Source organism: Sporosarcina psychrophila, assembly GCF_001590685.1.
Taxonomy (GTDB): Bacteria; Bacillota; Bacilli; order Bacillales_A; family Planococcaceae; genus Sporosarcina; species Sporosarcina psychrophila.
Window position 1 is genome coordinate 4,387,364 of the sequence record NZ_CP014616.1, and the last position, 26,820, is coordinate 4,414,183.

At 42.4% G+C, this 26,820-nt stretch carries 26 protein-coding genes; 9 read left to right on the forward strand and 17 right to left on the reverse strand.

From position 1 onward, the window contains the following. Nucleotides 1-138 precede the first annotated feature (138 nt). Nucleotides 139-873, forward strand: a complete 735-nt coding sequence (locus AZE41_RS20505; protein WP_067213539.1) for an MBL fold metallo-hydrolase — start codon at nucleotides 139-141, stop codon at nucleotides 871-873. A 49-nt stretch (nucleotides 874-922) separates the two neighbouring features. Here AZE41_RS20505 and AZE41_RS20510 read toward each other — a convergent pair whose 3' ends face one another. From AZE41_RS20510 to AZE41_RS20545, 8 genes are all read right to left on the reverse strand, one after another. Then, nucleotides 923-1,480 carry a PepSY domain-containing protein gene (locus tag AZE41_RS20510; protein WP_067213540.1) on the reverse strand — a complete coding sequence of 186 codons (558 nt, stop codon included), beginning with the start codon at nucleotides 1,478-1,480 and terminating at the stop codon, nucleotides 923-925. Between the two features lie 87 nt (nucleotides 1,481-1,567). Continuing rightward, complete coding sequence (locus AZE41_RS20515) at nucleotides 1,568-2,263, reverse strand: PepSY domain-containing protein (protein ID WP_067213541.1); 696 nt, start codon at nucleotides 2,261-2,263, stop codon at nucleotides 1,568-1,570. Nucleotides 2,264-2,301: 38 nt separating this feature from the next. Beyond that, a complete protein-coding gene (locus AZE41_RS20520; protein ID WP_067213542.1) occupies nucleotides 2,302-3,663 on the reverse strand; it encodes a sensor histidine kinase in 1,362 nt (453 codons plus the stop codon). Then, nucleotides 3,653-4,363: a response regulator transcription factor gene (locus AZE41_RS20525; protein ID WP_067213543.1), complete on the reverse strand. Its 711-nt coding sequence runs from the start codon at nucleotides 4,361-4,363 to the stop codon at nucleotides 3,653-3,655. The genes AZE41_RS20520 and AZE41_RS20525 overlap by 11 nt, the downstream gene beginning before the upstream one ends. A 94-nt stretch (nucleotides 4,364-4,457) precedes the next feature. Further along, complete coding sequence (locus AZE41_RS20530; RefSeq protein ID WP_067213544.1) at nucleotides 4,458-6,095, reverse strand: M20/M25/M40 family metallo-hydrolase; 1,638 nt, start codon at nucleotides 6,093-6,095, stop codon at nucleotides 4,458-4,460. A gap of 12 nt (nucleotides 6,096-6,107) precedes the next feature. Continuing rightward, nucleotides 6,108-7,526, reverse strand: a complete 1,419-nt coding sequence (locus tag AZE41_RS20535) for an amino acid permease (protein ID WP_067213545.1) — start codon at nucleotides 7,524-7,526, stop codon at nucleotides 6,108-6,110. A gap of 43 nt (nucleotides 7,527-7,569) precedes the next feature. Continuing rightward, a complete protein-coding gene (locus tag AZE41_RS20540) occupies nucleotides 7,570-8,331 on the reverse strand; it encodes a dimethylarginine dimethylaminohydrolase family protein (RefSeq protein WP_067213546.1) in 762 nt (253 codons plus the stop codon). A gap of 20 nt (nucleotides 8,332-8,351) precedes the next feature. After that, nucleotides 8,352-9,206, reverse strand: coding sequence for a dimethylarginine dimethylaminohydrolase family protein (locus AZE41_RS20545; RefSeq protein WP_067214094.1), 855 nt, complete (start codon nucleotides 9,204-9,206; stop codon nucleotides 8,352-8,354). A gap of 188 nt (nucleotides 9,207-9,394) precedes the next feature. Between AZE41_RS20545 and AZE41_RS20550 the strand changes: the two genes are divergently transcribed. Continuing rightward, a complete protein-coding gene (locus AZE41_RS20550) occupies nucleotides 9,395-10,135 on the forward strand; it encodes an IclR family transcriptional regulator (protein ID WP_067213547.1) in 741 nt (246 codons plus the stop codon). Between the two features lie 96 nt (nucleotides 10,136-10,231). Here the strand turns inward: AZE41_RS20550 and AZE41_RS20555 are convergent, their stop codons facing one another. The 6 genes from AZE41_RS20555 to AZE41_RS20580 form a co-directional block, all read right to left on the reverse strand. Continuing rightward, nucleotides 10,232-11,059 carry an undecaprenyl-diphosphate phosphatase gene (locus AZE41_RS20555; protein WP_067213548.1) on the reverse strand — a complete coding sequence of 276 codons (828 nt, stop codon included), beginning with the start codon at nucleotides 11,057-11,059 and terminating at the stop codon, nucleotides 10,232-10,234. 7 nt (nucleotides 11,060-11,066) lie between these two features. Beyond that, on the reverse strand, nucleotides 11,067-11,678 hold the full coding sequence (locus AZE41_RS20560) for a DedA family protein (protein WP_067213549.1): 612 nt from the start codon (nucleotides 11,676-11,678) through the stop codon (nucleotides 11,067-11,069). 1,548 nt (nucleotides 11,679-13,226) lie between these two features. After that, nucleotides 13,227-14,849 carry a long-chain fatty acid--CoA ligase gene (locus AZE41_RS20565; protein ID WP_067213550.1) on the reverse strand — a complete coding sequence of 541 codons (1,623 nt, stop codon included), beginning with the start codon at nucleotides 14,847-14,849 and terminating at the stop codon, nucleotides 13,227-13,229. 247 nt (nucleotides 14,850-15,096) lie between these two features. Further along, nucleotides 15,097-16,245 carry an acyl-CoA dehydrogenase family protein gene (locus tag AZE41_RS20570; RefSeq protein WP_067213551.1) on the reverse strand — a complete coding sequence of 383 codons (1,149 nt, stop codon included), beginning with the start codon at nucleotides 16,243-16,245 and terminating at the stop codon, nucleotides 15,097-15,099. An 81-nt stretch (nucleotides 16,246-16,326) separates the two neighbouring features. Further along, on the reverse strand, nucleotides 16,327-17,091 hold the full coding sequence (locus tag AZE41_RS20575; RefSeq protein ID WP_067214095.1) for a 3-hydroxyacyl-CoA dehydrogenase: 765 nt from the start codon (nucleotides 17,089-17,091) through the stop codon (nucleotides 16,327-16,329). A gap of 75 nt (nucleotides 17,092-17,166) precedes the next feature. Next, complete coding sequence (locus AZE41_RS20580; protein ID WP_067213552.1) at nucleotides 17,167-18,315, reverse strand: thiolase family protein; 1,149 nt, start codon at nucleotides 18,313-18,315, stop codon at nucleotides 17,167-17,169. A 188-nt stretch (nucleotides 18,316-18,503) separates the two neighbouring features. Here AZE41_RS20580 and AZE41_RS20585 point away from each other — a divergent pair, with 188 nt between their 5' ends. The 5 genes from AZE41_RS20585 (at nucleotide 18,504) to AZE41_RS20605 (ending at nucleotide 21,975) form a co-directional block, all read left to right on the forward strand. Next, entirely contained in the window at nucleotides 18,504-18,854 is a 351-nt protein-coding gene (locus AZE41_RS20585) for a lmo0954 family membrane protein (protein ID WP_067213553.1), read from the forward strand. Between the two features lie 16 nt (nucleotides 18,855-18,870). Beyond that, nucleotides 18,871-19,509 (forward strand): PspA/IM30 family protein, encoded by a 639-nt coding sequence (locus AZE41_RS20590; protein WP_067213554.1) that lies wholly within the window; start codon nucleotides 18,871-18,873, stop codon nucleotides 19,507-19,509. Nucleotides 19,510-19,623: 114 nt separating this feature from the next. After that, complete coding sequence (gene liaF / locus AZE41_RS20595; RefSeq protein ID WP_067213555.1) at nucleotides 19,624-20,325, forward strand: cell wall-active antibiotics response protein LiaF; 702 nt, start codon at nucleotides 19,624-19,626, stop codon at nucleotides 20,323-20,325. Continuing rightward, complete coding sequence (locus tag AZE41_RS20600) at nucleotides 20,322-21,368, forward strand: sensor histidine kinase (RefSeq protein WP_067213556.1); 1,047 nt, start codon at nucleotides 20,322-20,324, stop codon at nucleotides 21,366-21,368. Before liaF ends, AZE41_RS20600 begins: the two co-directional genes overlap by 4 nt. After that, nucleotides 21,343-21,975, forward strand: coding sequence for a response regulator (locus tag AZE41_RS20605; RefSeq protein ID WP_067213557.1), 633 nt, complete (start codon nucleotides 21,343-21,345; stop codon nucleotides 21,973-21,975). The genes AZE41_RS20600 and AZE41_RS20605 overlap by 26 nt, the downstream gene beginning before the upstream one ends. 155 nt (nucleotides 21,976-22,130) lie before the next feature. Here AZE41_RS20605 and AZE41_RS20610 read toward each other — a convergent pair whose 3' ends face one another. Together AZE41_RS20610 and AZE41_RS20615 are read right to left on the reverse strand one after the other, a co-directional pair. Then, the gene (locus AZE41_RS20610) at nucleotides 22,131-22,604 is read right to left on the reverse strand and encodes a DinB family protein (RefSeq protein ID WP_231885736.1); all 474 of its coding nucleotides are present in this window, start codon (nucleotides 22,602-22,604) and stop codon (nucleotides 22,131-22,133) included. An 84-nt stretch (nucleotides 22,605-22,688) separates the two neighbouring features. Then, the gene (locus AZE41_RS20615) at nucleotides 22,689-23,012 is read right to left on the reverse strand and encodes a hypothetical protein (RefSeq protein ID WP_067213558.1); all 324 of its coding nucleotides are present in this window, start codon (nucleotides 23,010-23,012) and stop codon (nucleotides 22,689-22,691) included. 278 nt (nucleotides 23,013-23,290) lie between these two features. Here AZE41_RS20615 and AZE41_RS22420 point away from each other — a divergent pair, with 278 nt between their 5' ends. Together AZE41_RS22420 and AZE41_RS20620 are read left to right on the forward strand one after the other, a co-directional pair. Next, nucleotides 23,291-23,389: a YjcZ family sporulation protein gene (locus tag AZE41_RS22420; RefSeq protein ID WP_156476121.1), complete on the forward strand. Its 99-nt coding sequence runs from the start codon at nucleotides 23,291-23,293 to the stop codon at nucleotides 23,387-23,389. 293 nt (nucleotides 23,390-23,682) lie between these two features. Then, entirely contained in the window at nucleotides 23,683-24,327 is a 645-nt protein-coding gene (locus AZE41_RS20620) for a CPBP family intramembrane glutamic endopeptidase (protein WP_067213559.1), read from the forward strand. 84 nt (nucleotides 24,328-24,411) lie between these two features. Here AZE41_RS20620 and AZE41_RS20625 read toward each other — a convergent pair whose 3' ends face one another. Beyond that, nucleotides 24,412-26,685, reverse strand: coding sequence for a sensor histidine kinase (locus AZE41_RS20625; protein WP_197485345.1), 2,274 nt, complete (start codon nucleotides 26,683-26,685; stop codon nucleotides 24,412-24,414). Between the last annotated feature and the right edge of the window lie 135 nt (nucleotides 26,686-26,820).

A 26,820-nucleotide genomic window follows, 5' to 3' on the forward strand; every position in this document is an offset into this window, starting at 1 on the left:
CACCTTTATTTGAATTCTTTGAATACATTATAGTATTTATATCCTACAGGGTCAATATTATTCTACACTTCCTACTTTCAATTGACTCCGTTTCAAGGTACACTTTTTTCACTTGCAATGGAATTGGAGGAATTCATAATGAAAATAACACCAATCGGTATCTGGGGTGGATACCCGAAAGCAAATAGTGCCACTTCGTCTTTTTTGATCGAACACGATAACTTCCATTGTCTCATTGATTGCGGCAGTGGCGTACTTTCCTCATTGCAAAATTATTTACCTTTAGAAAAAATTGACGCCGTTGTCATCAGTCATTATCACGCAGACCATATTGCTGATGTCGGGAGTCTCCAATTCAGCAGGATCATTAATTTTTATCTAGGTCATCAAGCTCCTCCATTACCGATTTATGGGCACACTAAAGATCAAGAGAATTTCGCAAAACTCTCGTACCAAGATCAAACAGTAGGCATTGGTATTTCAGAAGATGATGTCATTCAAATAGGTCCATTTAAAGTGAGCTTTTGCCGTACGGTACATCCCGTCTATTGCTTGGCAATGAAATTCAAGGTCGGTGGCCAGTCCATTGTACTCACCGCAGATACAGAATGGCGAGATGAACTGATTGATTTCGCACGCGGGGCTGATCTTTTAATTAGCGAGGCCAATTTATATGAAGAACACGTCGGGAAAGCACCAGGTCATATGGGCGGAAGCGAAGCTGGAAGAATGGCGAAATTGGCGGGAGTAAAACAACTTGTGTTAACCCACTTGCCGTTGCACGGAAATATTGAAGAAATTCTTGATGCAGCTGTCGTCGTATATGATGGGCCTACTGAACTTGCTGAAGTTGGGAAAGTATACGAAGTGTAAATTATTTTTCCCCATAAAAATAGGGCTGTTCAGGAACAGCCCCTTTACTTCAATCATTATCTTTTTCACTATCTTTTTCAAATTTCAGAACTTCACCTGAAATTGCATCAATATCAAAGTCGTAGTCATATTTTCCATCTCGAATTTCGATTTCATAGACTACTCGGCCATCATCTTCGTCTAATTCCACTTCTGTCACAGTGCCTTTTGCTTGTTTCATCGCAATATTGACAGCAGCTTTTTCTGTTATGAATTTACCATTTGGAGCAATCACTTTATCGTCTGAATCGTCGTTATCAAAGTCGTCATCATTATCATTTTCTTTATCTGTGCGCAATACTTTTCCTGTTTTCGCATCGATATCGAGATCATATTCAAAGCCGTTTGATTTAACTTCAACCTCATAAATATCACCCACTAGTTCACGGTCCAATTCAATTCCAGTCACTGTTCCACCTACTGATTTTACAGCAATTGCTTCCGCTTCTTCCATCGTCAATAAACCTTTTGGCGTCGCCGCAAAACTATGTCCCGCGTTCCCAGCCACCGCAACTCCACCTATTACAAGCACGCCAGCCAATGCTGGAATCATCATCCATTTCTTCATCTTGTATCTCCTCCTTTTGTTGTTACCTTCATATTACTCGGCGAACATGAGAGGACATTGTGAGGAGTATTAGAATTTGATGAGAGATTAGTCATCCCATGTGACAGACATTATTTTTCCTGAAATTGCATGAATCTGGAAGGTACCTTCCCGGTCATCAGCTGCTTCGATTTCGATTTGGTAGTAGCCTCCATCGCTTGTTTTTTCATACGAAAAGTCATCTACATCACCTTTTAATTGAGTTTGCGCAATTGCAATCGCCTGTTCCTTGGTAATAAGCGCATTTTCCCCTGTCGTTTCCTTCACGGTTTCAGTGATTATTTTCCCCGTCATGGCGTCGACTGTCACCTTTGTAAACTTCGGGTCTTTCGACAGCTTCACCTCGTAAATCGGGGCTTCTCCGCCTGTATTCAATGAAATCCGTTCCGTTTCACCGCTATATTTCCCCGCTATAATTTCTTTCACCTTAGACTCAGAAAGCACGTCCGGAATCTCTTCCTTCATTTCACCAGTCTGGGTAAGCGATAAAACACTTCCTGTCGTTGCGTCAACTTCAGCCGAATAAACCGCTTCACCTCGACTCATTTCTGCTTGATAAACGCCGTTCGTTATTGAGATGCGGTCAACAGTTCCACCGTACATGCTCTCCAACTGAGTTCGGATCGTATCAGCCGCCATCGGTTCCTGCTTATTGATCAAACTTCCTATATAAAATCCGCCCACCGTTAGAAGTACTAAGGTTAACAGGGACGGAATAAACCATGATTTTTTCAAAAAATGCATACTCCTCGCCTCCTTTCATTCATCATACGATTCCAACATTAAAAATCGGTGAGAATCTGTTTTTTGGGCATGATGATCCGGAAGGTGGTTCCTACGCCAACGCTACTTTCTATATTCAATTCTGCTCCAAGACCATCTGCAAGTTCCTTAGCAATTGCCAGCCCAAGGCCCGTTCCACCTGTTTTACGGTTTCGGTCTTCATGGACTCGATAGAATCGGTCAAAAATGTGCGGCAAGGCTTCTTTAGGGATTCCGTTTCCATAGTCAGTAACAGCAATGGAAATAGAAGTTTCATTTTCCGAAATAGTCGTTTTAATTTCTCGTTCGCTATATTTTCGTGCATTATCAAGGAGGATGAATAATAATTGTCTAAGTTTTTCAGCATCCGTTACCACAAAAACAGAACCGTTCCCTTCTAGGATGAAATCTCTTGCGTGTGCTTGACACATTGGTTGTAAGGTCTTTTCAACCAACGAATTAATATCCGTTTCCTCAAACTTAAATGCAACCTGTTCTTGATTTCTTGCAAGATGGAGCATTTGCTCAATCATATTCTTCATCCGAATGGATTCCCCAAGAATTGCCCCGACTGCCTCTTTTGCCACCGAAAGGTCATCAAATCCGCGGCGTGAGAGAAGCCGCGCGTAGCTTTCTATAACAGTGAGTGGCGTTTTTAATTCATGCGAGGCATTGGAAACGAACTGTTCTTGTTTTTTAAAATTGCTCTCGAGTTGCCCCATCATATCGTTGAACTCATGGCCCATCTGCGCCATTTCGTCTTTCCCTTCGGCTGGGACCTCAATCTTCTCGTATGTTCCCGTTTGCCGGCTTTGTGACATCGTTTTAATGAGATTATCAATTGGTTGGATCACGATGCGACCAAGCGCAACGCTTGAAATCGTTATGGGAATCATCGCGATAAGGGTCACTCCGAAGAGGATAAGCTTGAGCAAGCTCAAATTATGTTTTACATCACTTAGCAGTTGAATCATCTGCAGTTCAACCACTTTTCCGTCTGTCCAAATAACTGGCTCGCGCATCGTAAGTATCGGTGTATTGTCAAATTCACCGATTGAATAGCGTTCGCCTGGTTTTATTTCAGGATGGTAACTTCTAATTCCTTCCGCCGATTCGGACTCCACTTTCAACTTGCCCGTTGGACCCAAAATACGGACCGCACCATTCGGTGGTCTGTAGGCATGGAGAACCGTCGCTGGATTCGTTTTTTCGGTCATCTGACTGAGCGAAGCAATCAAGTCTTGCGATTGCGTTTTTAGCTGATTATACTCCGTGTCATATGCCAATTTCCCGTACACAAAATAGATGCCCGTGTTCGTCAACGTTAAGATAACGAGCATCAGCAACGTAGAAAAAAGGTGGATCTTTGTTTTAAGCTTCATTAACCTGTTGCTCCTTTAAAACATAACCAACACCCCGTATCGTTTGGATAAGCGTGCTTTTTTCCCCTTGTTCGATTTTCTTCCGGACATATCGAATGTACACATCCACGACGTTTGTATCACCGTAATAGTCGAATCCCCAAACAGCATCTAGTAACTGTTCACGTGACAACACTTGGTTTGGGTGTTTCAACAGATGAAGTAAAAGATCGTACTCCCGTGGTGTTAGCTCAATGGAGCGACCATTTCTTGTTACGTCACGTGTTTGCTCATGAAGAGACAAACCCGCAAATTCAAGGAGATGTTCGTCTTTAGTCCCTACAGACGCCACAGGTTTAGAGAATCTAAGCGCCGAACGAATCCTTGCGAGTAATTCATCGATTTCAAAAGGTTTCGTCACATAATCATTCGCCCCGAGGTCAAGCCCCGCCACCTTATCTTCCACATCACTTTTCGCCGTCAATAATATGACTGGCGTGTCTGCTTCTGTTGCTCGAATCCGTCGCAATACGTCTAATCCATTCAATCCAGGTAACATAAGATCTAATAGAACCAGATCCCATTGTTGTTCACGATATTTGATAAGCCCGTCTGGTCCTGTATGTGCAATGCCCGTTTCATAGCCCTCAAACTCAAGCTCAAGCTGAAGGACACGTGCGATATTTTCTTCGTCTTCGATGATTAAGATTTGCTCTTTCATTCGATTCACCTGCCACTTTTTCTTTCATCTTAACAGATGCAGACAATAAATAGAGACCTTCACTATTTCCGAAGGTCTCCACATTTCAGTTATATTAGCCTGTACATGTTTCCAAACTTTCATTCGTGACATACATGCTCTTCACGAGCGTTTCCAGCATAACAGGCATTTCCACAAAAGCACTGTCGACATGTAAACGCTCCGTCCGTTGATGTGCATCTTTCCCAAACGGACCTACATTGAACACGGGCGCTTTCAACTGGGCCATCTCAGTGAATGGAATGCTATACGTTTCGCCCCATACCGGCGTATTGCTTTCGAATGCAGCCCAGCCATTTGTGTCGTCATCGTAGTTAACATAACTTAGGTCACAGATACCGTTGAAGTAATGAATCTGTTCGACTGTATTATTAAATGTTTCCGCTGTTTTCTTCATCAATTCAATCGACTGGATGACAAGCGGGTTATCCGACGAGTTAATGGCTGGATAGTAAGGTGGTGCATAAAGAAGGACAGTTGCCGGCGCAAGTTCCTGGCATTGGATCATCAAGTTATCGACGATACGAAGCGATTTTTCACGATCATCCCACTCTTCGTTATGGAGTACTTCTTGCTTCAAGCGATCCACTTCTTTTTCCCCTAATTTTAGCAAAGCATGTTCAAGGAGCTGTTCATAACGCAAAACGTTCACTTCCCCTACGCCTTTCACTTGCTCTCGTTCACAAATAACCTTGTAGCTATCGTTGCACGCTGCCATTGCCTCAAGTGCCACTTGTTCGAACAAATCCATCACTTCCGATGCCGTACGCTTCATCAGGAAAACATTATATAATGCTACTGCGCGGTAAGGCGTTTGCGTCGAGTATTGAAGCTTTAAATCTTTTTGTTGCAATGAAACCGGCAACGGCGTACTTTCTCCAAGATCCGTCTCGCGGAATAATTCGTTCCATTCCATCCGTTGTGTCAGATATGAAGCAATATAGTTCGCAGTCATACCTTTCATTGGCTCGCCGACATGCGTTTCTTTGCCATAGAACAATGCAGCGGGCATGATTTTCCCGATGGTACCCGAGTAAACATATTCAGCAATATCCGTTGGGTTTTGGGAAAACGATGGCTCGCTATTTAAAAATAGTTTATACGTTAACCCTTGCTCCTCACGAATACGGACAAGCTCCTTCACTACAGCACGCATCCCTGCTGAGTTAACTTCCTCATCAGGAACGGTAGCTAATAATAGATTGATTGGCCATTTTTCGACACTGGCTTTTTCAATGAGTTGCATATGAAGCGCAAGCCCCATTTTCATATCCATTGTGCCTCGACCAAACAAGTAATTTCCGGTCTCCAAGTCGATGCGTGCATCCTCCGGAAGATCAGCATTATGCTGGGGTTCAGACAACATTTTCGTCAGCATTTCCGGATAAAATGCAAACGGCTCCAACACACCATATTCTTCAGTCCATACGGTATCGAAGTGACTTATAAGAACAATCGTTTCTGTTGCTTCGGGATGCTTGTACAAAGCAGTGACAGCTTGACGACCAAGCCCTGCATCGTGAAGTGCCAACTGATTCGGGTTATTTATGAAATACGCTAGTTCATTTAATTTCGCCTCTAATTTGGGAGCAAATGTATTCTCCCCTTCAGTTAACGTACGGCTGTCCCAGCTAACGAGTTCACATAACAGTGACCGAAGTGTAGAGGGTGTGCCCCATAGTAATTGGTTCATAATAATTCTCCTTTAATTTACAGGTTTCACTTCGGTTTCAACACTAACCTTGTTCTTTTTTTCCAACCTGAATTTATAAAACAGCATACATGCAACTAAAAATCCGACCCCGTAGTATAACCCAATCCGCTGTGTTGGATCGAATGCCAAAAAGACGAGAATAAGAAGACAAAAGGCGATACAAAACAATGGGACATAAGGATAGAAAGGGACTTTATATTTTAGGTCTTCCAATTTTCCGCCCTCTTTCAAATAGTGACGACGGAACATCAATTGAGATGTCGCAATCCCCATCCACGAAATTGTGACAGCTATTCCTGCAATCGACATGAGTAATACGAACACTGCCTCTGCTTCCATCACACTTGTCAATAATGATAAGAGGGAGAACGACATTGTGAAGATAAGTGCATTGAGCGGTACTCTATTTTTCGATAATCGCCCGAACATCTTAGGTGCCATCCCTTCGTTTGACATTGCCCATAGAAGTCGCGTTGACGCATATAAACACGAATTTCCCACTGACAAAATCGCCGTCAAGATAACAAAGTTCATAATACCCGCCGCGTACGGAACGCCGGCAATTTCCATCAATGTCACAAACGGACTGGCAAGTAAACCAAGTTCGGATGCAGGAAAAATAGCCGATAAAACAATAATCGAAGCGATATAGAAAATGACAATTCTAAAAATTATCGTTCGGATTGCTTTTGGTATGTTCTTTTCAGGATTTTCTGTTTCCCCTGCCGCAATTCCAACCAACTCCGAACCTTGATAGGAGAAGATAACGTTCATCATCGTCACAAACACGATCGCGATGCCCGCTGGGAATAACCCTGTAGGAGCTAAATTTGTTAAGAAGGGTGTTGAACGACCTTCCATAGGAATGAAGCCAAAAATCGCCGCAAACCCAATGATAAGGAACAAAATAACTGCAAGGACTTTAATACCTGCAAACCAGAATTCAGCTTCTGCAAATCCTCTCGTCGACAACGCATTCAAAGAGAATAAGAGGACCATAAATATCAAACACCAAATCCAAATCGGAACATTTGGGAACCAATGTTGCATAAGTATTCCAGCAGCAGTGAATTCCACTCCCGCAGTGGCAGCCGAACCTACAAAATACATCCAGCCAAGTGAAAAACCAGCCGAAGGACTAATATAACGCGTTGCATATGTTTGGAAAGACCCTGTCACAGGCATATGGACAGCCAGCTCGCCAAGACAAACCATAACCATATATAAAATCAAACCACCGAATAAGTATCCAAGCAGCGCTCCCCCCGCGCCGGCTTGATTAATTGTATAGCCTGCATTCAGAAACAGACCGGTTCCAATTACTCCTCCGAGAGAGAGCATAAACAAGTGACGGCTTTTCATAGAACGTTTTAATAGATTATCTTGCGGTTGTTCCCCTTTGTTTGACATGATATTCACTCCCCTGTTTTCCCCATTTACTTTTCGATTACGGTTAGAAGCGTAATGACAAACAGCTTAATCCGCCGTCATGCTTCTGAACTTCAGACATTTCCAGTTCGATTGTTTCATAGCCCGCTTCATTAAATTTACGTTTTGTTTCTTCATATCCTGACGGAATAATGACATAATCATTCACACGGATACAGTTGGCTGAATACTCGTCTTCCTTACCTATAACAATTTTTTCATATGAATCAAATGCTGGATGATCCACAAATTCTCCCGCAACGACCATCCGGTTATCTCCTAGGTAAGCAATTCCTGTTTTCAAATGGAAAAACTCTTTTAACGGAATAATCGTAGCTTCATAACCTTGTTGTTCTAATATCCCTTTCAATTGAAGTGCTCCTTCTTCATTCGTCCGTTCAGAAATCCCAATATAGAAATTGTTCTCCGCTTGAAGAATATCGCCGCCATCTAGTGTTCCTGGCGATTTTATATAGTGAAGTTTCTCGTAAAATCCTTTTAGAGTAGCTTCGATTTCCTTGATTTCTCCATTACGTGATTCCGCTCCTGGATTTGTAATAACCGCGAAATCAGATGTCAACACGGCAGCATCTTCTACAAATGTCGAGTCTGGGAATTCTTCGCTTGCTGGAAGATGTGTAACAGTCACGCCGCACTTTTCCAACGCTTCAACATACTTTTTATGCTGTTCTAGTAACTTTTCAAATACGGGCTTTCCTAAATCAGAAGTCGTCAATCCATTCAAATAGCTTTCCCCAGGTGTTTTAACAATTACGTTTGAATACATACCCATTCCACTCCTCATTTTTAGTTTCTTACTACGGGAGAAGTCAAACACGTTGGACCACCCGTCCCTTTTACACTTATTTCTTCACCTTTATATTCATAAACTGTAGCTCCAGCATCGAGCAATTGTTTTTTCGTGGAAGCGTTTCCAGAAACAATTACACAAACCCGTGGTGCCAGTGCCAACACGTTGCAACCAAGTGTGTCATATTCATCTTTCGGAACTTCAATTAGCTGGATTTTTCGTTCAATCAACAACTGCCGGAAAAAAACAGGCATTAGTGGTGAATGCACGACTGCCAAATCACGATCGACCATACTGATGAACGACATAAGATGCAGACATTCCGCTTCTCCTTGATCATGTGGTAGTTGAACGACGATGAATTCGTCGACGAAAGACGCTGTCATTTCTTTCAATTGCCGGATTGCTTCATCATTCGTACGGTATCCACGGCCTACAACAAGTGTCTTGTCGTCCAACCAAACAATATCACCGCCATCTGACACTGCGTCTCCAGTCAACTCACCAACAATAGCAATTTCTCTTTCTGCAAGAAACTTTTTATATACTACCGCTTCCGGTTGTCTCAGTTTTTTACCTGATTTCAAAATGATTGCTCCTGCTGGCGTAAACTTCACCGGATCATGTGCATACAACGAATCCATACCAACTTCAGGCGATGCAGGTAAATAATCAATCTGTGGGACATATTTTTCAAGAATCCCTATAAAATTCGAATACTCGCGAACCGCCTCTTTAAAATTCGGTTCCTCAAGGTAATTGAATGTTTTCCATTGATCCGCGAGATGATTTTGATTTTGAAAAGCTTCATTTGGATGCTTTACAATCACCCGTTCTAATGGACTGTACATTGATGAACAATAAGTCAATTTACGTCACCCTTTTCCGCATAGTGGAAAACGTTTCCGAATAACGGAAAGTTTATATATAAAATATATTCTCTTCATGGTACAATGTCAATGTATTTCAAATACTTTTAATTCTTTTTTTCAGAGTAATGAATTTTACTTAGTTATTTATATGATAGGTGGTGCTTTAAATGCAATCAATTGACCGCGCTATGATCGTAGCCAAAACTCTTGCTACACACACTTCAGAAAACGGAGTGTCTATTTCAGACCTTTCCAAGCAATGCGAATTACCACTCAGTACAATGCATAGATTGCTGAAAGCGATGATTAAACAAGGTATGGTGGAGCAGGATGAGCGTACGAAATGCTATCGGCTCGGAACGATTTGGTTAGAATACGGTTTGCAAGTGTATGATTCGATGGATTATGTCACTAAAATAAGGCCAGAGCTAGAACGTTTGAGCCATGAAGTAGATGAAAGTGTCTATCTAAGCCGCCCCGCAGGATTAGAAGCAATTATTTTAGAGAGAATAGATAGTGAAAATAATACAATCCGGATTTATGACCAACTCGGTTTGCGCATTCCAATGAATATCGGTGCGGCTAATAAAGCGATGCTTGCCAATATGCCTTCTTTTAAGTCCACGGACATTTTGAAGAAACTGTTGCCTATCGAACAATTGGCTCCAGTAGAAGTAACGCTAAAACAGATAAAAAAACTAGGATATGCTACGAGTCACGGTGAAAGGACGGAAGGTACTTCTTCTGTCGCGGTGGCCATTGTTGATGGATTAGGAGAAGTTGTCGGGGCAATCAGTATAGGCTTCGTCAGTTTCAATCTGACTGAAAATCGGATGGATTTCCTTATTGAAAAAGTTATGGAAACAGGTAGACGGATTTCGGAAAAACTAGGTTCGAACAGTAATTAATCACCAATTTATAAGTAGATCAGATATTTTCAGACTGCATTGCAAAGACAAAAAAACGACTCCCGCGCACCAATGTGCAGGAGTCGTTTCAGATTCTTATAAAAACACAATAACCGCTAGCACAGCTGCTAATATAAGTCGGTAAATTGCGAACGGTACAAGCTTGACGCGTGAGATGAGCTTCAAGAAGAAGCGAATCGAGATAAGCGCAAAGATGAATGCACTGATGAATCCGACGATATAAAACGACAGATTATCCATTGATAAGTACTCCCAGTTTTTCAAAACCGATACAAGACTTGCACCCATCATAATTGGAACAGCCATTATGAACGTGAAATCTGCCGCCGTTCTATGGTTCATGCCGAACAGTACACCACCCGAAATCGTGGCGCCTGAGCGCGAAAATCCTGGCCATAATGACAGACATTGGACAAGACCAACCGAGAATGCCTGTTTGTATGTGATTTGGTCCAACGTTTGTACTTTCGGTTTTTTTGGACCAAATTTATCAGCCACAATCATAAGAATAGCCCCTGCCACCAAGGCAAAAATAACCGTTTCCACTCCGAATAAATAATCATCAATCAGATCTTTAAACGCAAATCCAAGAATGACTGCCGGAAGCATACCGATAATGACATGCCCTAAATTGAAACGTGAATTCATCTTTTTACCATCAATCTTATAAAGTCCGACTAGGCTAAAAAGACGTTTCCAAAATACGACGACAACCGCTAAAATCGATCCTAGCTGGATAACAATCTTAAATGTAATCGCGGGATATTTACCTAAAAACTCTTCTGTCTTCAGCCACATATCATCGACAATAATCAAGTGACCCGTCGATGATACAGGTGCGAACTCCGTCATACCTTCAACAAATCCAAGTATTAACGCTTTAATCAAATCAAATAATTCCATAAGTTAGTTACACTCTCTTTCTACGGAAGCGAATATACCAAATGCAAATCGCAATTCCGCCAATTGCTAGCAGTGCGTACGCAACGTTCGAATAGATGTCCATATAATGAACAATCGATTGCCAATTGTCGCCGACTGCTGCGCCGATCATAACAAGTGCCGTATTCCAGATCAGACTACCGATTGTTGTAAGTAAAATGAAGAGCGGGAAGTTCATATTCGACATACCTGCTGGAATCGAGATTAGGCTCCGTATTAGTGGAACTAGGCGACAGAGCAGCACTGTCCACGGACCATATTTGTCGAACCATGCATCGGCCTTGCGGATATCTTTTCGAGTTAGACGTAAAACGCCACCCCACCGATCAACAATTTTCTCAAGGCGTGCCACATCGAGAAATAACCCGATACTATACAAAATCATCGCCCCAATAATTGATCCGGCCGTTGCCGCAATGATTACACCCATTCGAGTCATATCCGAATAAGTCGTCATGAATCCACCGAATGTCAAAATAACTTCAGATGGTATTGGTGGAAACACATTCTCAATCATGATTAATAAAAACACACCAAAATAGCCAAACTGGTCCATAAATTCAGTAATCCAATTTTCCACGCTTCGCCCCCACCAACTATTACTTTACTAAATACCGAATGCAAGTGCAAACTGACTTCGTGAAATGAATAGACGTTCCTTTATAAGAAGAAGTTGCCTTTCTTATCAATTATTTTATGCAAAAGAGTCCATTCCTATGATTCTACGTCGGTATTACCCGCTTGAATCATTCTAGAGGATTGTTCATTTTTTGTTGATAACTTCATAAAGTGCCTAGTTATCAACAGTCATCAGTTGATAACTCGAAAAAATGTTTATAGTTTCAGAATTTTCTATCGAAAATCATCTTTTTGGGTTATTAATCAAATTCTAATGATAGATATCCACAATTTCCTCCCCAGTTAACAATTCCTCCACAATGATCAATGAAGTTATACACTACCCACCAAGCTATATATAATCCATAGTCTGGTAAGTTATATTTATACTGAATATCAGGAATACGATTCACTAAAGTACTAACTATCTGGTTGATTATTCAAGTACTAAAACCATACTATATATGCTGCACAAATGAATACGGCATATGCGCTTTACAAAGGCTTTTTTGAGGCCGCTGAAAAGTACTGATACTTGGAATGAAATAGAACTCCTACAAATACCGCTTCGACGCTTTGTGGATGCCTCCCGCGATAAGCCAGAAAGAAGACCGCTTTCAGTCTTATCACTCCGGCTACCACGAAGACGCGCCTTCGCTAGATGGTCTATGTGAGAAAGAGCATTTCATTATCTGTGATGAAGTCTGCAAGCTAAGGCACGTCTTTCTTGAATATAAGTAGTATCAACTAGTAATCACCTTATAACCTCGCAAATACATCTTAAAATCACATTTCTCTCGATAATGAACAAGCCTAGCGCAGGGCATCCGCAAAGCACCAAGCGTTCTACAATCCACACCTCGAATTAAAACTCTCTCCTTATTAAGCGCCACAGTAAATTCAATGGGATTCTTTAATTCAACACATATAGGTTAATTAATCACGTCTGTTGATTAACCATTTCCTCACATAATATTCTTCTAAGGTAGGCGCGATTTTTTTCATTTGGACTAGTACTTTTCCGGCTCGCTTTCGGCTAAAATAATCACGATAGTTTTTCCGTGAGACAGGTGTGGCTAGTTACGACTTATACAAACCGAACCCTTTGCTGTTCGGTTGACTGCCTTTATCCAGGTAACAAGCCCACTATTCTTTCGTCCCAAAAAAGCTTTCGCACTTCATGTACTTGCACCTTTAGAGAGCGACAGATGAACGACCACCATACGATTACCGAAAAAATCTATAGGGATGCGACGAAGTAGCATCCTATAGATTAAGATACCCCGGTAAAGATATAGGAGTCGTTCGATCCAAAGCAATCTAAGCAACTGTACGGGGGATGCTTAGTATTTGATTAAGTTATTTTCTGGTTATTTCTAGTAAATCAACACGTGTGTTAATTTACTATACTGTTCTCATTGCGGAGCTTATTAAGGCCTGAAACGGATCTATATACGTTGAAATGAAAAAAAGACCAAACCAGTGTGGTTACGGCCCCTTTTTGTGTGTTTTACACTTGCTGATAATGTTCCGTCAATTGATTACGTAATGAGGCTTTCAGGAATTTACCGACGGATGTTTTCGGGATTTCATCCAAGAAGACAACATCGTCCGGTACCCATAATTTAGCGAACTGGCCTGCCAAATAGGTTAGCAACCGCTGTTTCATCTCTTCGTCAGCAACCTTCCCTTCTTTCAAGACAACACACGCCAGTGGACGTTCAATCCATTGCTCATGCGGTATTGCTATCACTGCCGCTTCAAAAACATCTTCATGCGTCATTAGCGCATTCTCCAAGTCAACAGACGAAATCCATTCGCCTCCACTCTTGATCAAATCTTTTGTGCGGTCCATCAATTTAAGATAGCCGAACTCGGTCATAACTGCGATATCGCCTGTGAATAGCCAGCCATCACGGAAGGCTTCTGCTGTACGCTCATCATTGTAATATTCGCTTGCAATCCAAGGCCCCCGAATAGCTAATTCGCCCATTGTTTTACCATCCCAAGGCGCATCTCCGGCTTCATTAACAATACGGACTTCAAGACCTGGCATCGGCATCCCTTGAAGTGCACGGACATCGATTTTCTCATCCATTGTCAAATCGGTCATCCCTGATGAATAGACAGATAGACTGACTAGTGGCGATGTTTCAGTCATGCCATAACCAACTATGAACGGTACACCTAGTTTTTCTTCGAATGCACGGATCAATCCTTTTGGTGAAGCTGAACCACCGCTTACAACGGCTCTAAGTGACGACAAATCTCTCGGGCTCTCCTCCTGCTCCTTCAGTACTGCTAGCCAAATTGTTGGAACTCCCGCTGTTACGGTCACCTTCTCCTGCTCGATCAAGTCCAGCAGCAGCTTCGGATTTAAGCCTGGCCCCGGCAGGACTTGTGTTGTACCAAAAAAGACCGCGGCGAATGGCATTCCCCATGCATTGACGTGGAACATTGGCACGACTGGCAGAATTACATCTCTCTCCGATAAGCCCATAGCATCAGCTAGTCCTAGCGCATAACTATGCAGAACAAGTCCGCGATGGGTATAGACGACTCCTTTCGGATTGCCCGTCGTAGCGGATGTATAGCACATGCCAGCTGGCGTATTCTCATCGAGATCCTCCGGGAATACAAAGTCTTCAGATGCTTCAGCTAGGAGTGCTTCATACGAATGGACATTTTCGAGTGATGTTTCAGGTATTTCAGTGCTGTCTCCCATGATGATATAATGTTTCACCGTTTTCAGATAAGGCGCAAGTTTTTCAAGATGCGGAAAGAGATTATCATCGACAAGCAGGATTTCATCCCCGGCATGGTTGATAACGTATGCAATATGTTCCGGAGATAATCGTATATTGATCATATGAAGGATGGCACCTGTTCCCGGCACACCGAAATACGCTTCTAAATGTCGATGGTGATTCCAAGCAAACGATCCAACTTTCGTTCCGTGCTCCATCCCGAGTTTCGTCAGGGCATCTGCCAGTTTGCGTGTTCTTTTTGCGAACTCACGATATGGAATCCGGTGAATCGAGTTTTCTCCTGTTCGTGAAATAATTAATTTGTTAGGGAAATATTGCTCTGCTCGTTTAATAAAGGAAGATAATAATAGTGGTGTTTGCATCATACTAATCTCGCCCCTTTTCATGTAGAATATTTTTTACGTAAACAGTGCATTATAATAGTAGGTATACGTCACATATGGTCCCGAAAGATAATATGCCCTACGAAACCAAGTTATTCCTACTTATTTATATAGTTTGCAGTATTGAATACGGTGTACAAACTGAGCGTATGTGCCTTAAAAGGTTAGCCGAGCGCCAAGACAGATTCAATGGCGTTCTTTATATCAACTTATTAAGCAACCCTAATTTCTACAAGCCCATATTCTTCGCGATGATGACTTTCATGATTTCATTCGTCCCTGCGTAAATCGATGCCACAGGGATATCCCTGTAACGTCTCGCAATTTTATATTCTTCCATATAACCGTACCCACCGTGCAACTGCATACATTCTGCCGAAATTTCTCGCGCCGTATCGGTCAGCCAATATTTCGCCATCGATACTTTTGTGACGACATCTTTTCCCGCTAGATGATCTTCGATAAGTGATTCTAGAAACACTTTTCCAATCTCCACTTTCGTTGCAATTTCAGCAAGTTTAAACTGCGTGTTTTGAAACGAACCAATCGGCTTATCAAATGCTTTCCGCGATTTTACATACTCAAGTGTCATTTCTAGCATATCCTCTGATGCCGTTTGTGCGGCAATCGCAACAACAAGCCGTTCCTGCTGTAGTTTCTCCATTAGATAGCTAAATCCTTTTCCTTCTTCGCCAATTAAGTTCGTTACAGGTACACGGCAATCTTCAAAGAACAATTCCGCCGTGTCTTGCGAATGCAACCCTACTTTATCGAGTTTTCGACCTTTTGTGAAACCTGGCGTACCTTCTTCTATAATAAGCAAACTGACGCCACGATGTTTCGGTTCGGCATATGGGTCAGTTTTTACAGCAACGAGTATAAGATTCCCATTAATACCGTTTGTGATAAACGTCTTTTGACCATTCACGACGTAATGGTCCCCATCTTTAATTGCCGTCGTCCAGATATTAGCCAAGTCCGATCCTGTTCCTGGCTCTGTCATTGCAATAGCGGCAATATTGTTAGCGCTTACACAACCAGGTAGCCAGCGCGCTTTCTGCTCCATTGTGCCGAACGATTCAATATATGGAACAACGATGTCATTGTGCAAGCCTACCCCTGTGAGACCCGCGCCTACACGCTCAAGTTCTTCCCCGATGATTACACTAAAGCTGAAATCCAGACCAAGACCTCCGTATTTTTCATCCACTTGCGGGCAGAGGAACCCCATCTCCCCAAGTTTTTTCCAAAATGCGATTGGTATAAGCCGATCTTTTTCCCATTTATCGTAGTGCGGAACTGCTTCTTTCTGAAGAAACTTCCGAAGTGAATCTCGAAACATGACGTGCTCATCCATTTCAAATCTGTATCTCGCCAACGGTCTAGCCCCTCCTTTTGTAACATGTGCTTTGGAACGTGTTTGAGTTGCCATGTTTATCGGCGAACCATTGTTTCCAACTCACTTTGGTTGCATCCGAATCGCACCATCCAACCGAATTACTTCACCGTTGAGCAGTGTATTAGTAAATATACTTTCAACAAGCTTTGCATATTCATCTGGTCGCCCAAGTCGTTTCGGGAACGGTACCATTGAAGCAAGTGAATTACGTGCGGCTTCCGGTAGCCCGTCGAATAACGGCGTTTCTACAAGACCCGGTGCAATTGTCATCACTCGGATACCGAATGCCGCGAGTTCACGTGCAATCGGTAATGTCATTCCAACAACGCCGCCCTTTGAAGCACTGTATGCAACCTGTCCAATTTGTCCCTCGAAAGCAGCAACGGAAGCAGTATTCACAATAACCCCACGTTCCCCTTCTTCGTTTGGCTCATTTCCTTGCATTGCGGCCGCCGCAACACGAATTACATTAAATGTGCCTATCAGGTTTACTCGAATGACTTGTTCAAACTGGTCAAGCACCATCGGACCGCTACGCGACAACACTTTCCCGGGCGTCGCAATACCTGCGCAATTAACAACGGCTGTTACTTCTCCAAACTTCTCCTTTACGGAAGCAACGTTTACTTCCACTTCTTCCGCATCCGCAACATCCGTTTTGAGGAATAAAACACTTTCCTCTCCAAGCTCTCTTGCAAGTGCTTGTCCACGCTCTTCATTCCTGTCGAAGATAGCTGCCTTTCCTCCGGCGTTTACTATCCTCCTTACAGTGGCCTCCCCAAGACCGGATGCTCCACCTGTCACGATTGCCGTTATTTTTTCCATTTCCACACCTAAATCCCCCTAATCGAATACACCTAAATTTCATTTAGCAGGGGTTTGACCCCTCACTGGATGAAATTAAATACGTTCAATAATTGTCGCGTTCGCCATACCCATTCCTTCGCAAATTGCGAGTAGCCCATAACGTCCGCCAGTCCGTTTTAATTCGTGAATCATCGACACCAGTAATCGCGTGCCTGTCGCGCCAAGTGGATGACCGAGTGCGATGGCGCCGCCGTTCGGGTTCAATTTCGTAGAATCAGCACCCGTTTCTTTCAGCCAAGCAAGCGGCACTGGTGCAAATGCTTCGTTCACTTCATACGTATCCATGTCTTCTATTGTAAGACCGGCCTTTTCAAGTACTTTCCGTGTTGCTTCAATTGGACCAGTTAGCATTAACGTCGGATCAGAGCCAACAACCGCTCGTGCAACAATGCGTGCGATCGGCCTCACGCCAAGTTCGTCCGCTTTGTCGCGTGACATAAGGAGTACAGCAGATGCCCCGTCACTCATTTGACTTGCATTACCCGCTGTAATTACGCCATTTTCATCAAAGACCGTCCGTAATCCTGCCAACACTGCTGTTGTCGATTCGGAACGAGGGCCTTCATCTTTAGAAAATAGTTCTGTTGTGCCATCTTCTTTCGTGATTTCAACAGAAACAATTTCTTCTTCAAATTTCCCTTCATTAATTGCGTAAATCGCCTTTTGGTGACTTTCGAATGAAAAGCGATCTAGTTCTTCCCGCGACAGTTCCCACTTCTCAGCAATTCGTTCAGCTGATAGTCCTTGATTAATGATTTCATATTTTTCTAGGAGCTTTGTACTTGGTTTTGCATCTCCCATATTGGACATCATTGGTGCACGCGTCATACTTTCAACTCCACCTGCAATGACGATATCCATATCCCCAGACAGAATAGCTTGTGACGCAAAATGAACAGCTTGCTGACTCGATCCGCATTGCCGGTCAATTGTCACACCAGGTACATGTATTGGGAATCCGGCGATGAGCGCTGCTGTCCTAGCAATATTCCCACCTTGTTCACCTGATTGGGTAACACAACCAAGAATGACGTCTTCCACGTCTTCTTTATTTATCCCTGCGCGTTTCATAAGTTCCTCAAGTACCACAGCCGCAAGTTCATCAGGTCTGTAGGCCGAAAAGCTCCCTTTTCTCCTACCTACCGCAGTTCTAACCCCCTGAACAATAACAACTTCTTTCATACCTACACCCCGTTATCCGAATTAATTAACTTTTCTTATAATAATAGAATACATGAAAACACTTACAAAATCTAGTATGACTTAGATCGAATCAGCCTCAAGTCCTAGGTGGAAATCCGCTTAGCGCCCGTTTGGACGAGCCGGAAATCGTTATAAGATTAAGCTACAAACGAAAGGAGGAACAACAAATGAAAAAACTAGGTCTTGCAGCACTTGGTATTACAGCAGCAATCGTTGCCCTTGCGAATCTCGGATCACTTCTCGCACTTGCATTTTCAGCATTGATTGCATACGCGGGGTTCCATTACTTCAAAAAGAGCACTTCCACAATCTTGAAATTGTTCTGGGGAGGCGTACTTGTCATTGGCTTGTTAACAGCAATAGCAAATGTACCGGCATTCATCGGAATCATTGCTTTAGTCGGTGTTCTGTATGTTTGGCGTAAATGGCATGGCTCAGAAAACAGTAACATCATCAATAACCCTACTGACGATCCATTCGTAAACTTCGAACGTCAGTGGAATGAAATTACAAAATAATGAGGAGGAACTAACTATGAACTCACTTTGGAATAGATTTAAATACTCGGTACAAGCAGATCTTCACACGGTGCTCGACAAAAAGGAAAGCAAAAATCCAATTGCCATGTTAAATCAATACATCCGCGAGGCAGAAAAACAGACCGAATCAATCGGGAAATTGCTTGAACGTCAAAGCAAACTAAAAACAGAACTGCAGAAAGAGTTGGCAGAAGCTGAAAAAATGTCAGAAAAACGTCGTAGTCAGCTTGAACTTGCACAAACTGCTGGTGAAGAAGACTTAATCGCATTTGCCGAGGAGGAAATCGCTGCGTACGATACGCGTGCAGCAGAACTTTCGGAAAGCGTTATGGAAACGGCTTATGAATTAATTTCACTGGAGCGTAAATTCGAGGAAATGAAACATAAAGTGAAAGATATGAAAGTTCGTCAGCTGCAATTGATGGGGAAAGAGAATGTGACCCGCGCCCATCACCGGATGGATCAAATCATCTCTCCTGAAAATGCAGACAGTAAAATGGCATCAGTTGGCGATATGAAAAAGTATATCGAAAACCTTGGCGGAAAGATTGAACGTGAGTACGAAACGTCATCAATGGACCGTCGCCTTGAGACATTAGAGAAAGAATCCGCAAAAGAAGTAGAAATTGTGTAAAATAGACTGTAGGATGCAGGTATGCAACCGTCGCCGCAGGAATCGGTGTACTGAGGTTGCGTACCTTTTTTCTTATTTACAGATAATCTGACCTCAAGAAGGGAGAATAACAAAATGAAACGAATCGATACAAGCAAAATCACATTTTGGGGGCTAACTTTCCTGCTACTCATTTTTGTGGAGGCAGCTTTCTTTCATAACGGCAATATCGTGTTCGTCCTTCTTGGTGCCGGACTAATTTATTACGGTTTGCGGAAACGATCGAAGCTGCTATTTTTACCAGGCCTGTTTTTTATCGCAATGGCACTTTTCACTTTGTGGAGTTTACGGATGCTCATTTTCACCGTCATCATCTACGTCCTCGTAAAACTATGGAAGGGCGTACCGTCGGAAGAAATAATGCGTCCTCTCAAAAATCTTCAACGAGAAACGCCCAACGGAATTTGGAAAAACAAACTATTTTCCGTCCAGTCATCCCCCTTTGCGTCTTATGAATGGGAGGACATCCATATCCACGGATTCTTTGGTGATATTCACATCGATGTAACGGATACAGTACTGCCAAAAGGAACTTCTTTAATTTCTGTTAGGCAAGGTATTGGAAAAATAAAAATTGACTTACCTTACGAAATCCCCGTACGCATTCATTACACGACATTAATCGGTGATGCTAAGCTTTTCAATATTTATCGGAAACGGCTCATTAATGAATCGCTCCATATGAAAGATAGCTATGAAGGAAAATCTGCTGATTCCCCTGAACTTATCATTACGCTTTCCACTTGGGGCGGAGATGTCGAGGTGACACGAAAATGAAGGCAGTCATCGGACGCGGACTTGTTTTATCAATTTTATTTATTGCGATTGCAGCGGTGTACATCTATTTTCTTCTTGGTTTGCCAATAGAGGAAAGTTGGTTTGCGTTTTATGAATTGCAATTTGCGAATGTTTCGCTTGGCTTGTGGATTTTGACAACTATTTTCTTGCTTGCCTGGGGAATTGCTATATGGACAGGTTTTTTAGGAAGTTCAAAAGAGAAAGCAATCGAGCAAAGAATAACAGGGTTGATCGACACTGAGCTAGAAACTGATTCAATCGAGAAGTTCTCTCCACGTATGGACCGGGCAATCGGGACCGTATCAACGGTCATTCATACGCAGCGAAAAAGTCTGCAACGGATCATAGATGAGCGTGCGGAGGAGCAAGACAAACTTATCCAAGAACGAATTATACAAGAACGACAGCGACTCGCGCGCGAGTTACATGATTCTGTATCCCAGCAACTGTTCGCCGCATCGATGCTATTATCCGCTATTACGGAAAATAATGAAGTTGCTATAGCACAAAAACCGGTACTCCAAGTCGAGCGAATCGTCCAACAGGCGCAACTGGAAATGCGCGCCTTGCTACTCCATTTACGACCGGCGCCCTTGAATAACAAATCACTTGCCGAAGGACTTGAAGAACTTTTAATTGAATTAAGGGAAAAAGTGCTATTCGATATCCGATTCCGTTTGGAAGAAGTGACATTATCAAAAGGTGCGGAAGACCAGTTATTCCGAATCGCGCAGGAGACGCTGTCCAATACACTGCGCCATGCACAAGCCACGGAAGTCGATGTGCTATTTGTGGAACGAGACGGGCTCGCAATTTTCCGGGTGCAAGATAATGGTATCGGATTCAAAGATAGTGATGGAAAAGGCGGCTCATATGGTCTGCAAAACGTTAAAGAACGTGCAATTGAAATCGGTGGAACATGCAAAATCGTTTCCGTTCCCTCACAAGGGACGATTGTGGAAGTGAAATTACCTGCTCGAAAAGGAGATGGACCGAATGATCAAGATCCTGTTAGTGGATGACCATGAAATGGTGAGAATCGGTGTTTCTGCCTATCTACAGATTCAGCCCGATATGGAAGTCATCGGCGAAGCGGTAAATGGGCGCGAAGCCGTAGGAAAAGCACTTGAGTTACGCCCCGATATTATATTGATGGATATGGTGATGCCGGAAATGAACGGTGCCGAAGCAACTGCTGCCATCATTAAGGAGTGGCCGGAAGCAAAAATCGTTATCGTGACAAGTTTTTTAGATGATGACAAAGTATATCCAGCACTCGAAGCAGGCGCAATCAGCTATATATTAAAAACATCGAATGCGAAGCGAATTGCAGAGGCCATCCGTGAAACATTAAAAGGACAAACAGTATTGGAACCTGAAGTCACAACAAAAATGATGCGCAAAATGCGAGCAGGCAATGAACGGCAGCCCCATGATGAGTTGACGGAACGTGAACTTGAAGTATTATTGCACCTTGCGAAAGGTAAAACGAACCAGGAAATCGCAGATGATTTATTTATTGCACTGAAAACAGTGAAAACACATGTTAGCAATCTATTATCTAAACTAGAAGTGCAAGACCGGACACAAGCAGTCATTTATGCATTTAAGCATGAATTAGTAAATTGAAAAGCAGTCATCTTACGTCAGATTAAAACGGACGTGTGATGACTGCTTTTTTTAATGCAGGAAATTATATAATTATCGGCCCGAGGATAACCTGAGAAAGGCGATATTTCACGCCCAGACTCTAGCGCCTAGAGGCTTACGCTTTTGCTTTAGAATTATTCTGAAGCCAAACGGTTCAAAGCATTAATCATGCCTGCATGAACGCCTTCATGCCACACTGCAAATTGAACGACTGCCTCAACTGTCACCATTGTATGTAAGGGTCCAATTGACATCGGTTCCTGTAACGTATTGCTTAGTTTACCTTCGAGCGCTTTAACGACACGTTCTGGTTGTTCCTCTAATGCCGCGAGGAGCTCGTCTGTTGATGGAGCATTTCCTTCCCAGTCGTTAGGGCCTGATCCCGACACAAAAAGAGAGATCCATTCGGGATGGACAGGTTCATAACCTTCCACCGCTTTTTGAATGAGTGTTTCCATCGTTACAAAAATATGACCCGCATTCCAACGAATCGTGTTATTGAATCCTGTTGGTTGTGCATCCCAAGCTTCTGCTTTTGACTTTACAAGACGGCCAAGTGTATAAATACGTGTGAATTTTAACTGATTCATTGTTTCGATGACAATCATCCCTTTCTTTGCTTCTCTTCTACTCTACCGCATCTTATCTACAAATCAAAACGGTCGCTCCACAAAGGGACGACCGCTACTAAGTTATGGTTTAAATGGATCTTCGTTCGGTTTCTCTTTATTCCATTTTTCGTGTGTTTCTTGATCAAACTTGTTATCTTCTTGATGTTTTTCACCAAAAGGGTATTGTTCGCCCGACCTTGGCTTATTATAACCCGTGTCCGTTTTGTATGTTCCGTATGCTGACTGTTCATTCTCACCAGTCTTGTCCAAGGTGTTTTTTCTAAAGACATCCGATGTATTCGAATCGGATGGATCCGCGAGTGGAAGCTCATCGGAATTAGCTACCCCTTTCACTTTCGGTTCAAGATCTTCTTTGTTTGGGTACTTACCATCTGATTTTGTCATAGTATCTATTGATCCTCCTTCTTCGAATAGTGATTCTATTCCCATATTTTAAACTAATGATACAACACATTTCATTAAACAAGCAAGTAGAATCCCATACTAGACAGCAGGATGGCCACTCCAATTACCACGTCTATCCATCTACTTGTCAGCTAAACTATTCTTCTAAATAACCAAAAGCAATTATTTCTTTGGCAGTCGTAAAGGCGTTTGTACTTAGTGCCTAGTAATCTATTTGCATAAGCTAAATTAGACCATTCATGAAAGGAGTGTTGACAATGGGTCAATACGGAGGATATGAGAGCGGAAGCTCATTTGCGTTAATTATTGTGCTTTTCATCCTGTTAATTATTATCGGTGCTTGCTTCATTGGTTAATTAAGGATGTTGTGCATCTAGTACCAGCATACTTGCTATATATGTTGAAATAAAGAAACCACTGAATTTGCTACTGCGCTAGGGGATGCTGCCAGTCTTATGACTTTGGCTCCCCCTTAAAAGGCGCCTTCGCTCAATTTATATGGGTATTTATTTGGTCAACATATATAGTTTTTTTTCTTAGGGAGCGCTTGATAAGCGCTCCCTTTCCATATTTCCATTTTATTAATTTTAATGAAACTTTAGACATTATTTGGTCGTCCAATACTGAATCAATGATTGGAGGATCTACTGTGATACGGGGAATTATTTTATCGTTATTCAGCATCACTTTTCTACTGTGGATTGAACAATCAGTAGAAGTTACATACATCTGGAAAACGGCGGCGAAAGTGACTCTATTCCTGCTCGTCCCACTCCTATTATTCCGCAAGACGGGATTCCCATTCTTACGCTTGGTCCAAACTGATCGAAAAAGCATGTTGATTGCGATTGGTTCTGGAGTTGCGATTATGGGGATTATCTTTGCGGCGTTCATCATCTTACAGCCTTTCATAGATATTGCTGCACTTCTAGTTGACCTTGCTAGTGCAGGTATAACGACTACAACATTCCCGTTCATCGCTCTCTATATACTGTTCGGCAATTCGATGTTAGAGGAATTTTACTTCCGCGGTCTGTTGCCAAATCTTGTTGGCAAATCTCGGATTCGGTTTATTTTACCGTCATTCCTCTTTGCCATTTATCATATTTCAATTTTTCTTCCATGGTTCAGCTCAGCTCTTCTTATACTCGCTGTAACAGGGCTCTGGGTTGGTGGAGTTATCTTTCAACTTGCCAATGAAAAAAGCGGAACAATTTTGCCCTCTTGGACGATTCACATGTGTGCAGATATTGGTGTACTACTTATCGGTGTCTATATCATGTACTTCTATTGAATAAGGCCGCATGACAAAAAAAGCTGTACACATTCCCCTTCTATAAGGGCTTTGCATACAGCTTATTATTTGTATATCTATTTGTTAAACCGCCGCCACGACGACCGTTACTTTGAATAAATCCCCATCTACTTCGATTTTCATATTCCCATTATGCAAATCAACGATGGATTGCGCAATCGCAAGACCAAGTCCTGAACCATCTGTATGGCGTGATGTATCCGCCCGTTTAAAGCGTTCATATAATTCGTCGATATTTTCACCGAGCTCATACTTCGTCACATTTTTCACGACGAATTCGGCCGTATCCCCTACTTTTCGAAGCGTAATATAGACACGGGTACCCGGCAATGTGTACTTGATGGCATTAACAATCAAGTTATCCAATACGCGCCACCATCTTTTCCCGTCCACATAGGCAACGAGTGCAGCTTCAGGGAAATTCACCCTAAAATCCAGTCCTGATTTCGAGATTTCTTCTTCGTGCTCTGCAAGGGCTTGTTGGAGTAATTGCGTCATATCAACACGCTGCTTGTTAAGCTCCAAGTTACCACTTGCCATTTTCGATACTTCGAATAAATCCTCGATTAACGTCTTCAAACGCTGTGACTTTTTGTCTAAAATGTCTACATATTTTGTACGTTCTTCAGCTGTAATGTCTTCCTTTTTCAAGAGATCCGTGTAGGTAATAATTGATGTCAATGGAGTCCTGAGATCATGACTGACATTCGTAATTAGTTCTGTTTTCAGTCGTTCGCTTTTCGCCTGTTCAGTCACGGAAATATGGACACCTTCACGAAGATTATTCAAATTCTTTGCGTGTTCCGCTAGTGGTGATTTCCCCTCAATATCAATTTCTTTGTGCAATCGCCCATTCGCCATCGCTTCCGTAGCAACCATAATGCGATTCAAATACGCTGTTCTTCTCACAAAGATATAGAGGAATGGCAATCCAGCAAACAAGACAAGCGGAATATAAATCATAATTAATATAGGTTGGATGAGGACAATGCAAAGTCCGATACCTGCTAGGAAAAAACCAATTAACAGTAGGAACATTTGAATACCAATGGATCGATTCAAGAACATCCCTTGCCACGCAAGTATGAACCTCATACTGTAACTCTCTTTAATATCCTGTATTAGCGCACCCCTAACTTTTACACGCTCTACAAGTAGGACCAATTGGAATACTATCGCCCATAGGAAGACCATTAAAATGACAAGCGTCATTCCGAGAATGACTCCGGATTCTAATCTATAATGAGTAAAAAATGTGACATAGCGCCCTACAGCATTTCCTAATAAAACCCAAAAAACACTAGCTGAAAGCAATAGCAATGCTGCTTTCAGGTCAATTTTCTGCCGTTGGTATCTCTCTACATAATAGCTTGTCGTGACCCATTCCTTGTTGAAACGTATAACTGTCAGCAAAGCCGCTAAAGCAAGTATACCAAGCGTCCAAAGGACATATAAAATTAACTGTTTTTGATTATATTGTTTTACATTTTTACCCAGAGAACCTTTCTGCAATGCACTTTGCGGTACAACTACAGTCCCCTCAAATTTCTTCACAGTTTGTGGCTGAGTAGACTCCAAAGCGGCGTCTTGTGCATGCTCTGACGCAGTCTCTTCTGTTACGGTTGAAACAGTATCTCTGAACGCCGAAACTCCACTTTCATAGGCCTCTGACGAATAACTATCATAATAAAAGTCATCCAACTGATCAGGCGCCGCAAAGAGATAACCTTCCTCCGCACTGAAAGTCTCTTTATAGCCCGTCGTAACATGGATATCTCCTGAAGTGAACTTTTCTCCCGTTTGACTATCCGTTAACTCATAAACAACAGGAAAATAAAGATTTTCCTCGGTGTTCTGAATGCGTCGCTGCAACTCTTCTTCTAGCTGTTTCTCTTTACTTGCACGGATCTTTACTTCTACATGCGCGTCCGATTCAAAGTTCTTCCGAATGTCGTCAATTTTCGCATCGCGCTCTTCTATCAATGTCGCTTTCAGCTTTTCACTTTTCACCGCTTCCGCATCGGTGATTCGTTGCGTATATTGCACTTCAATATTACCAATCTGCTCAGAAAGAGTACCATAGTAATTACGATGCTCTTCGATTTCGGATTTAGTAACTGTAATCCGTTTTTTCTCCGCTTCTATATCAATCGGATTCAAAACAACTTGAGTAAGATTTCCATAAAAGTTATTCATTTCCCATTGAAAATCATTCGACTCTACATAGCTCTTACCAATATAACGTAAGTTACCACCTGTCACTGAAAGCAATGCCGTTAAAAATAATACCGCTAATGAAGTCCACACAACAATTTGTATACCATATTTCTTTTTCACCATCATACACTCCCTTTCATCAGCCGTGTGAGATAAGCGATGGCCCGACTAGAACGCTCCACACCATTGCCTACCAAGTCGATGATATAGGAGAAACAGTAACCAATACTCAGTGCCGCTATAACAATTGCAAGA

Coding starts and splice junctions, on each gene's coding strand:
- AZE41_RS20505 (WP_067213539.1), top strand. CDS start 139: ATGAAAATAACACCAATCGGTATCTGGGGTGGATACCCGAAAGCAAAT.
- AZE41_RS20510 (WP_067213540.1), bottom strand. CDS start 1,480: ATGAAGAAATGGATGATGATTCCAGCATTGGCTGGCGTGCTTGTAATA.
- AZE41_RS20515 (WP_067213541.1), bottom strand. CDS start 2,263: ATGCATTTTTTGAAAAAATCATGGTTTATTCCGTCCCTGTTAACCTTA.
- AZE41_RS20520 (WP_067213542.1), bottom strand. CDS start 3,663: ATGAAGCTTAAAACAAAGATCCACCTTTTTTCTACGTTGCTGATGCTC.
- AZE41_RS20525 (WP_067213543.1), bottom strand. CDS start 4,363: ATGAAAGAGCAAATCTTAATCATCGAAGACGAAGAAAATATCGCACGT.
- AZE41_RS20530 (WP_067213544.1), bottom strand. CDS start 6,095: ATGAACCAATTACTATGGGGCACACCCTCTACACTTCGGTCACTGTTA.
- AZE41_RS20535 (WP_067213545.1), bottom strand. CDS start 7,526: ATGTCAAACAAAGGGGAACAACCGCAAGATAATCTATTAAAACGTTCT.
- AZE41_RS20540 (WP_067213546.1), bottom strand. CDS start 8,331: ATGTATTCAAACGTAATTGTTAAAACACCTGGGGAAAGCTATTTGAAT.
- AZE41_RS20545 (WP_067214094.1), bottom strand. CDS start 9,206: ATGTACAGTCCATTAGAACGGGTGATTGTAAAGCATCCAAATGAAGCT.
- AZE41_RS20550 (WP_067213547.1), top strand. CDS start 9,395: ATGCAATCAATTGACCGCGCTATGATCGTAGCCAAAACTCTTGCTACA.
- AZE41_RS20555 (WP_067213548.1), bottom strand. CDS start 11,059: ATGGAATTATTTGATTTGATTAAAGCGTTAATACTTGGATTTGTTGAA.
- AZE41_RS20565 (WP_067213550.1), bottom strand. CDS start 14,849: ATGATGCAAACACCACTATTATTATCTTCCTTTATTAAACGAGCAGAG.
- AZE41_RS20575 (WP_067214095.1), bottom strand. CDS start 17,091: ATGGAAAAAATAACGGCAATCGTGACAGGTGGAGCATCCGGTCTTGGG.
- AZE41_RS20580 (WP_067213552.1), bottom strand. CDS start 18,315: ATGAAAGAAGTTGTTATTGTTCAGGGGGTTAGAACTGCGGTAGGTAGG.
- AZE41_RS20585 (WP_067213553.1), top strand. CDS start 18,504: ATGAAAAAACTAGGTCTTGCAGCACTTGGTATTACAGCAGCAATCGTT.
- AZE41_RS20590 (WP_067213554.1), top strand. CDS start 18,871: ATGAACTCACTTTGGAATAGATTTAAATACTCGGTACAAGCAGATCTT.
- liaF (WP_067213555.1), top strand. CDS start 19,624: ATGAAACGAATCGATACAAGCAAAATCACATTTTGGGGGCTAACTTTC.
- AZE41_RS20600 (WP_067213556.1), top strand. CDS start 20,322: ATGAAGGCAGTCATCGGACGCGGACTTGTTTTATCAATTTTATTTATT.
- AZE41_RS20605 (WP_067213557.1), top strand. CDS start 21,343: ATGATCAAGATCCTGTTAGTGGATGACCATGAAATGGTGAGAATCGGT.
- AZE41_RS20610 (WP_231885736.1), bottom strand. CDS start 22,604: ATGATTGTCATCGAAACAATGAATCAGTTAAAATTCACACGTATTTAT.
- AZE41_RS20615 (WP_067213558.1), bottom strand. CDS start 23,012: ATGACAAAATCAGATGGTAAGTACCCAAACAAAGAAGATCTTGAACCG.
- AZE41_RS22420 (WP_156476121.1), top strand. CDS start 23,291: ATGGGTCAATACGGAGGATATGAGAGCGGAAGCTCATTTGCGTTAATT.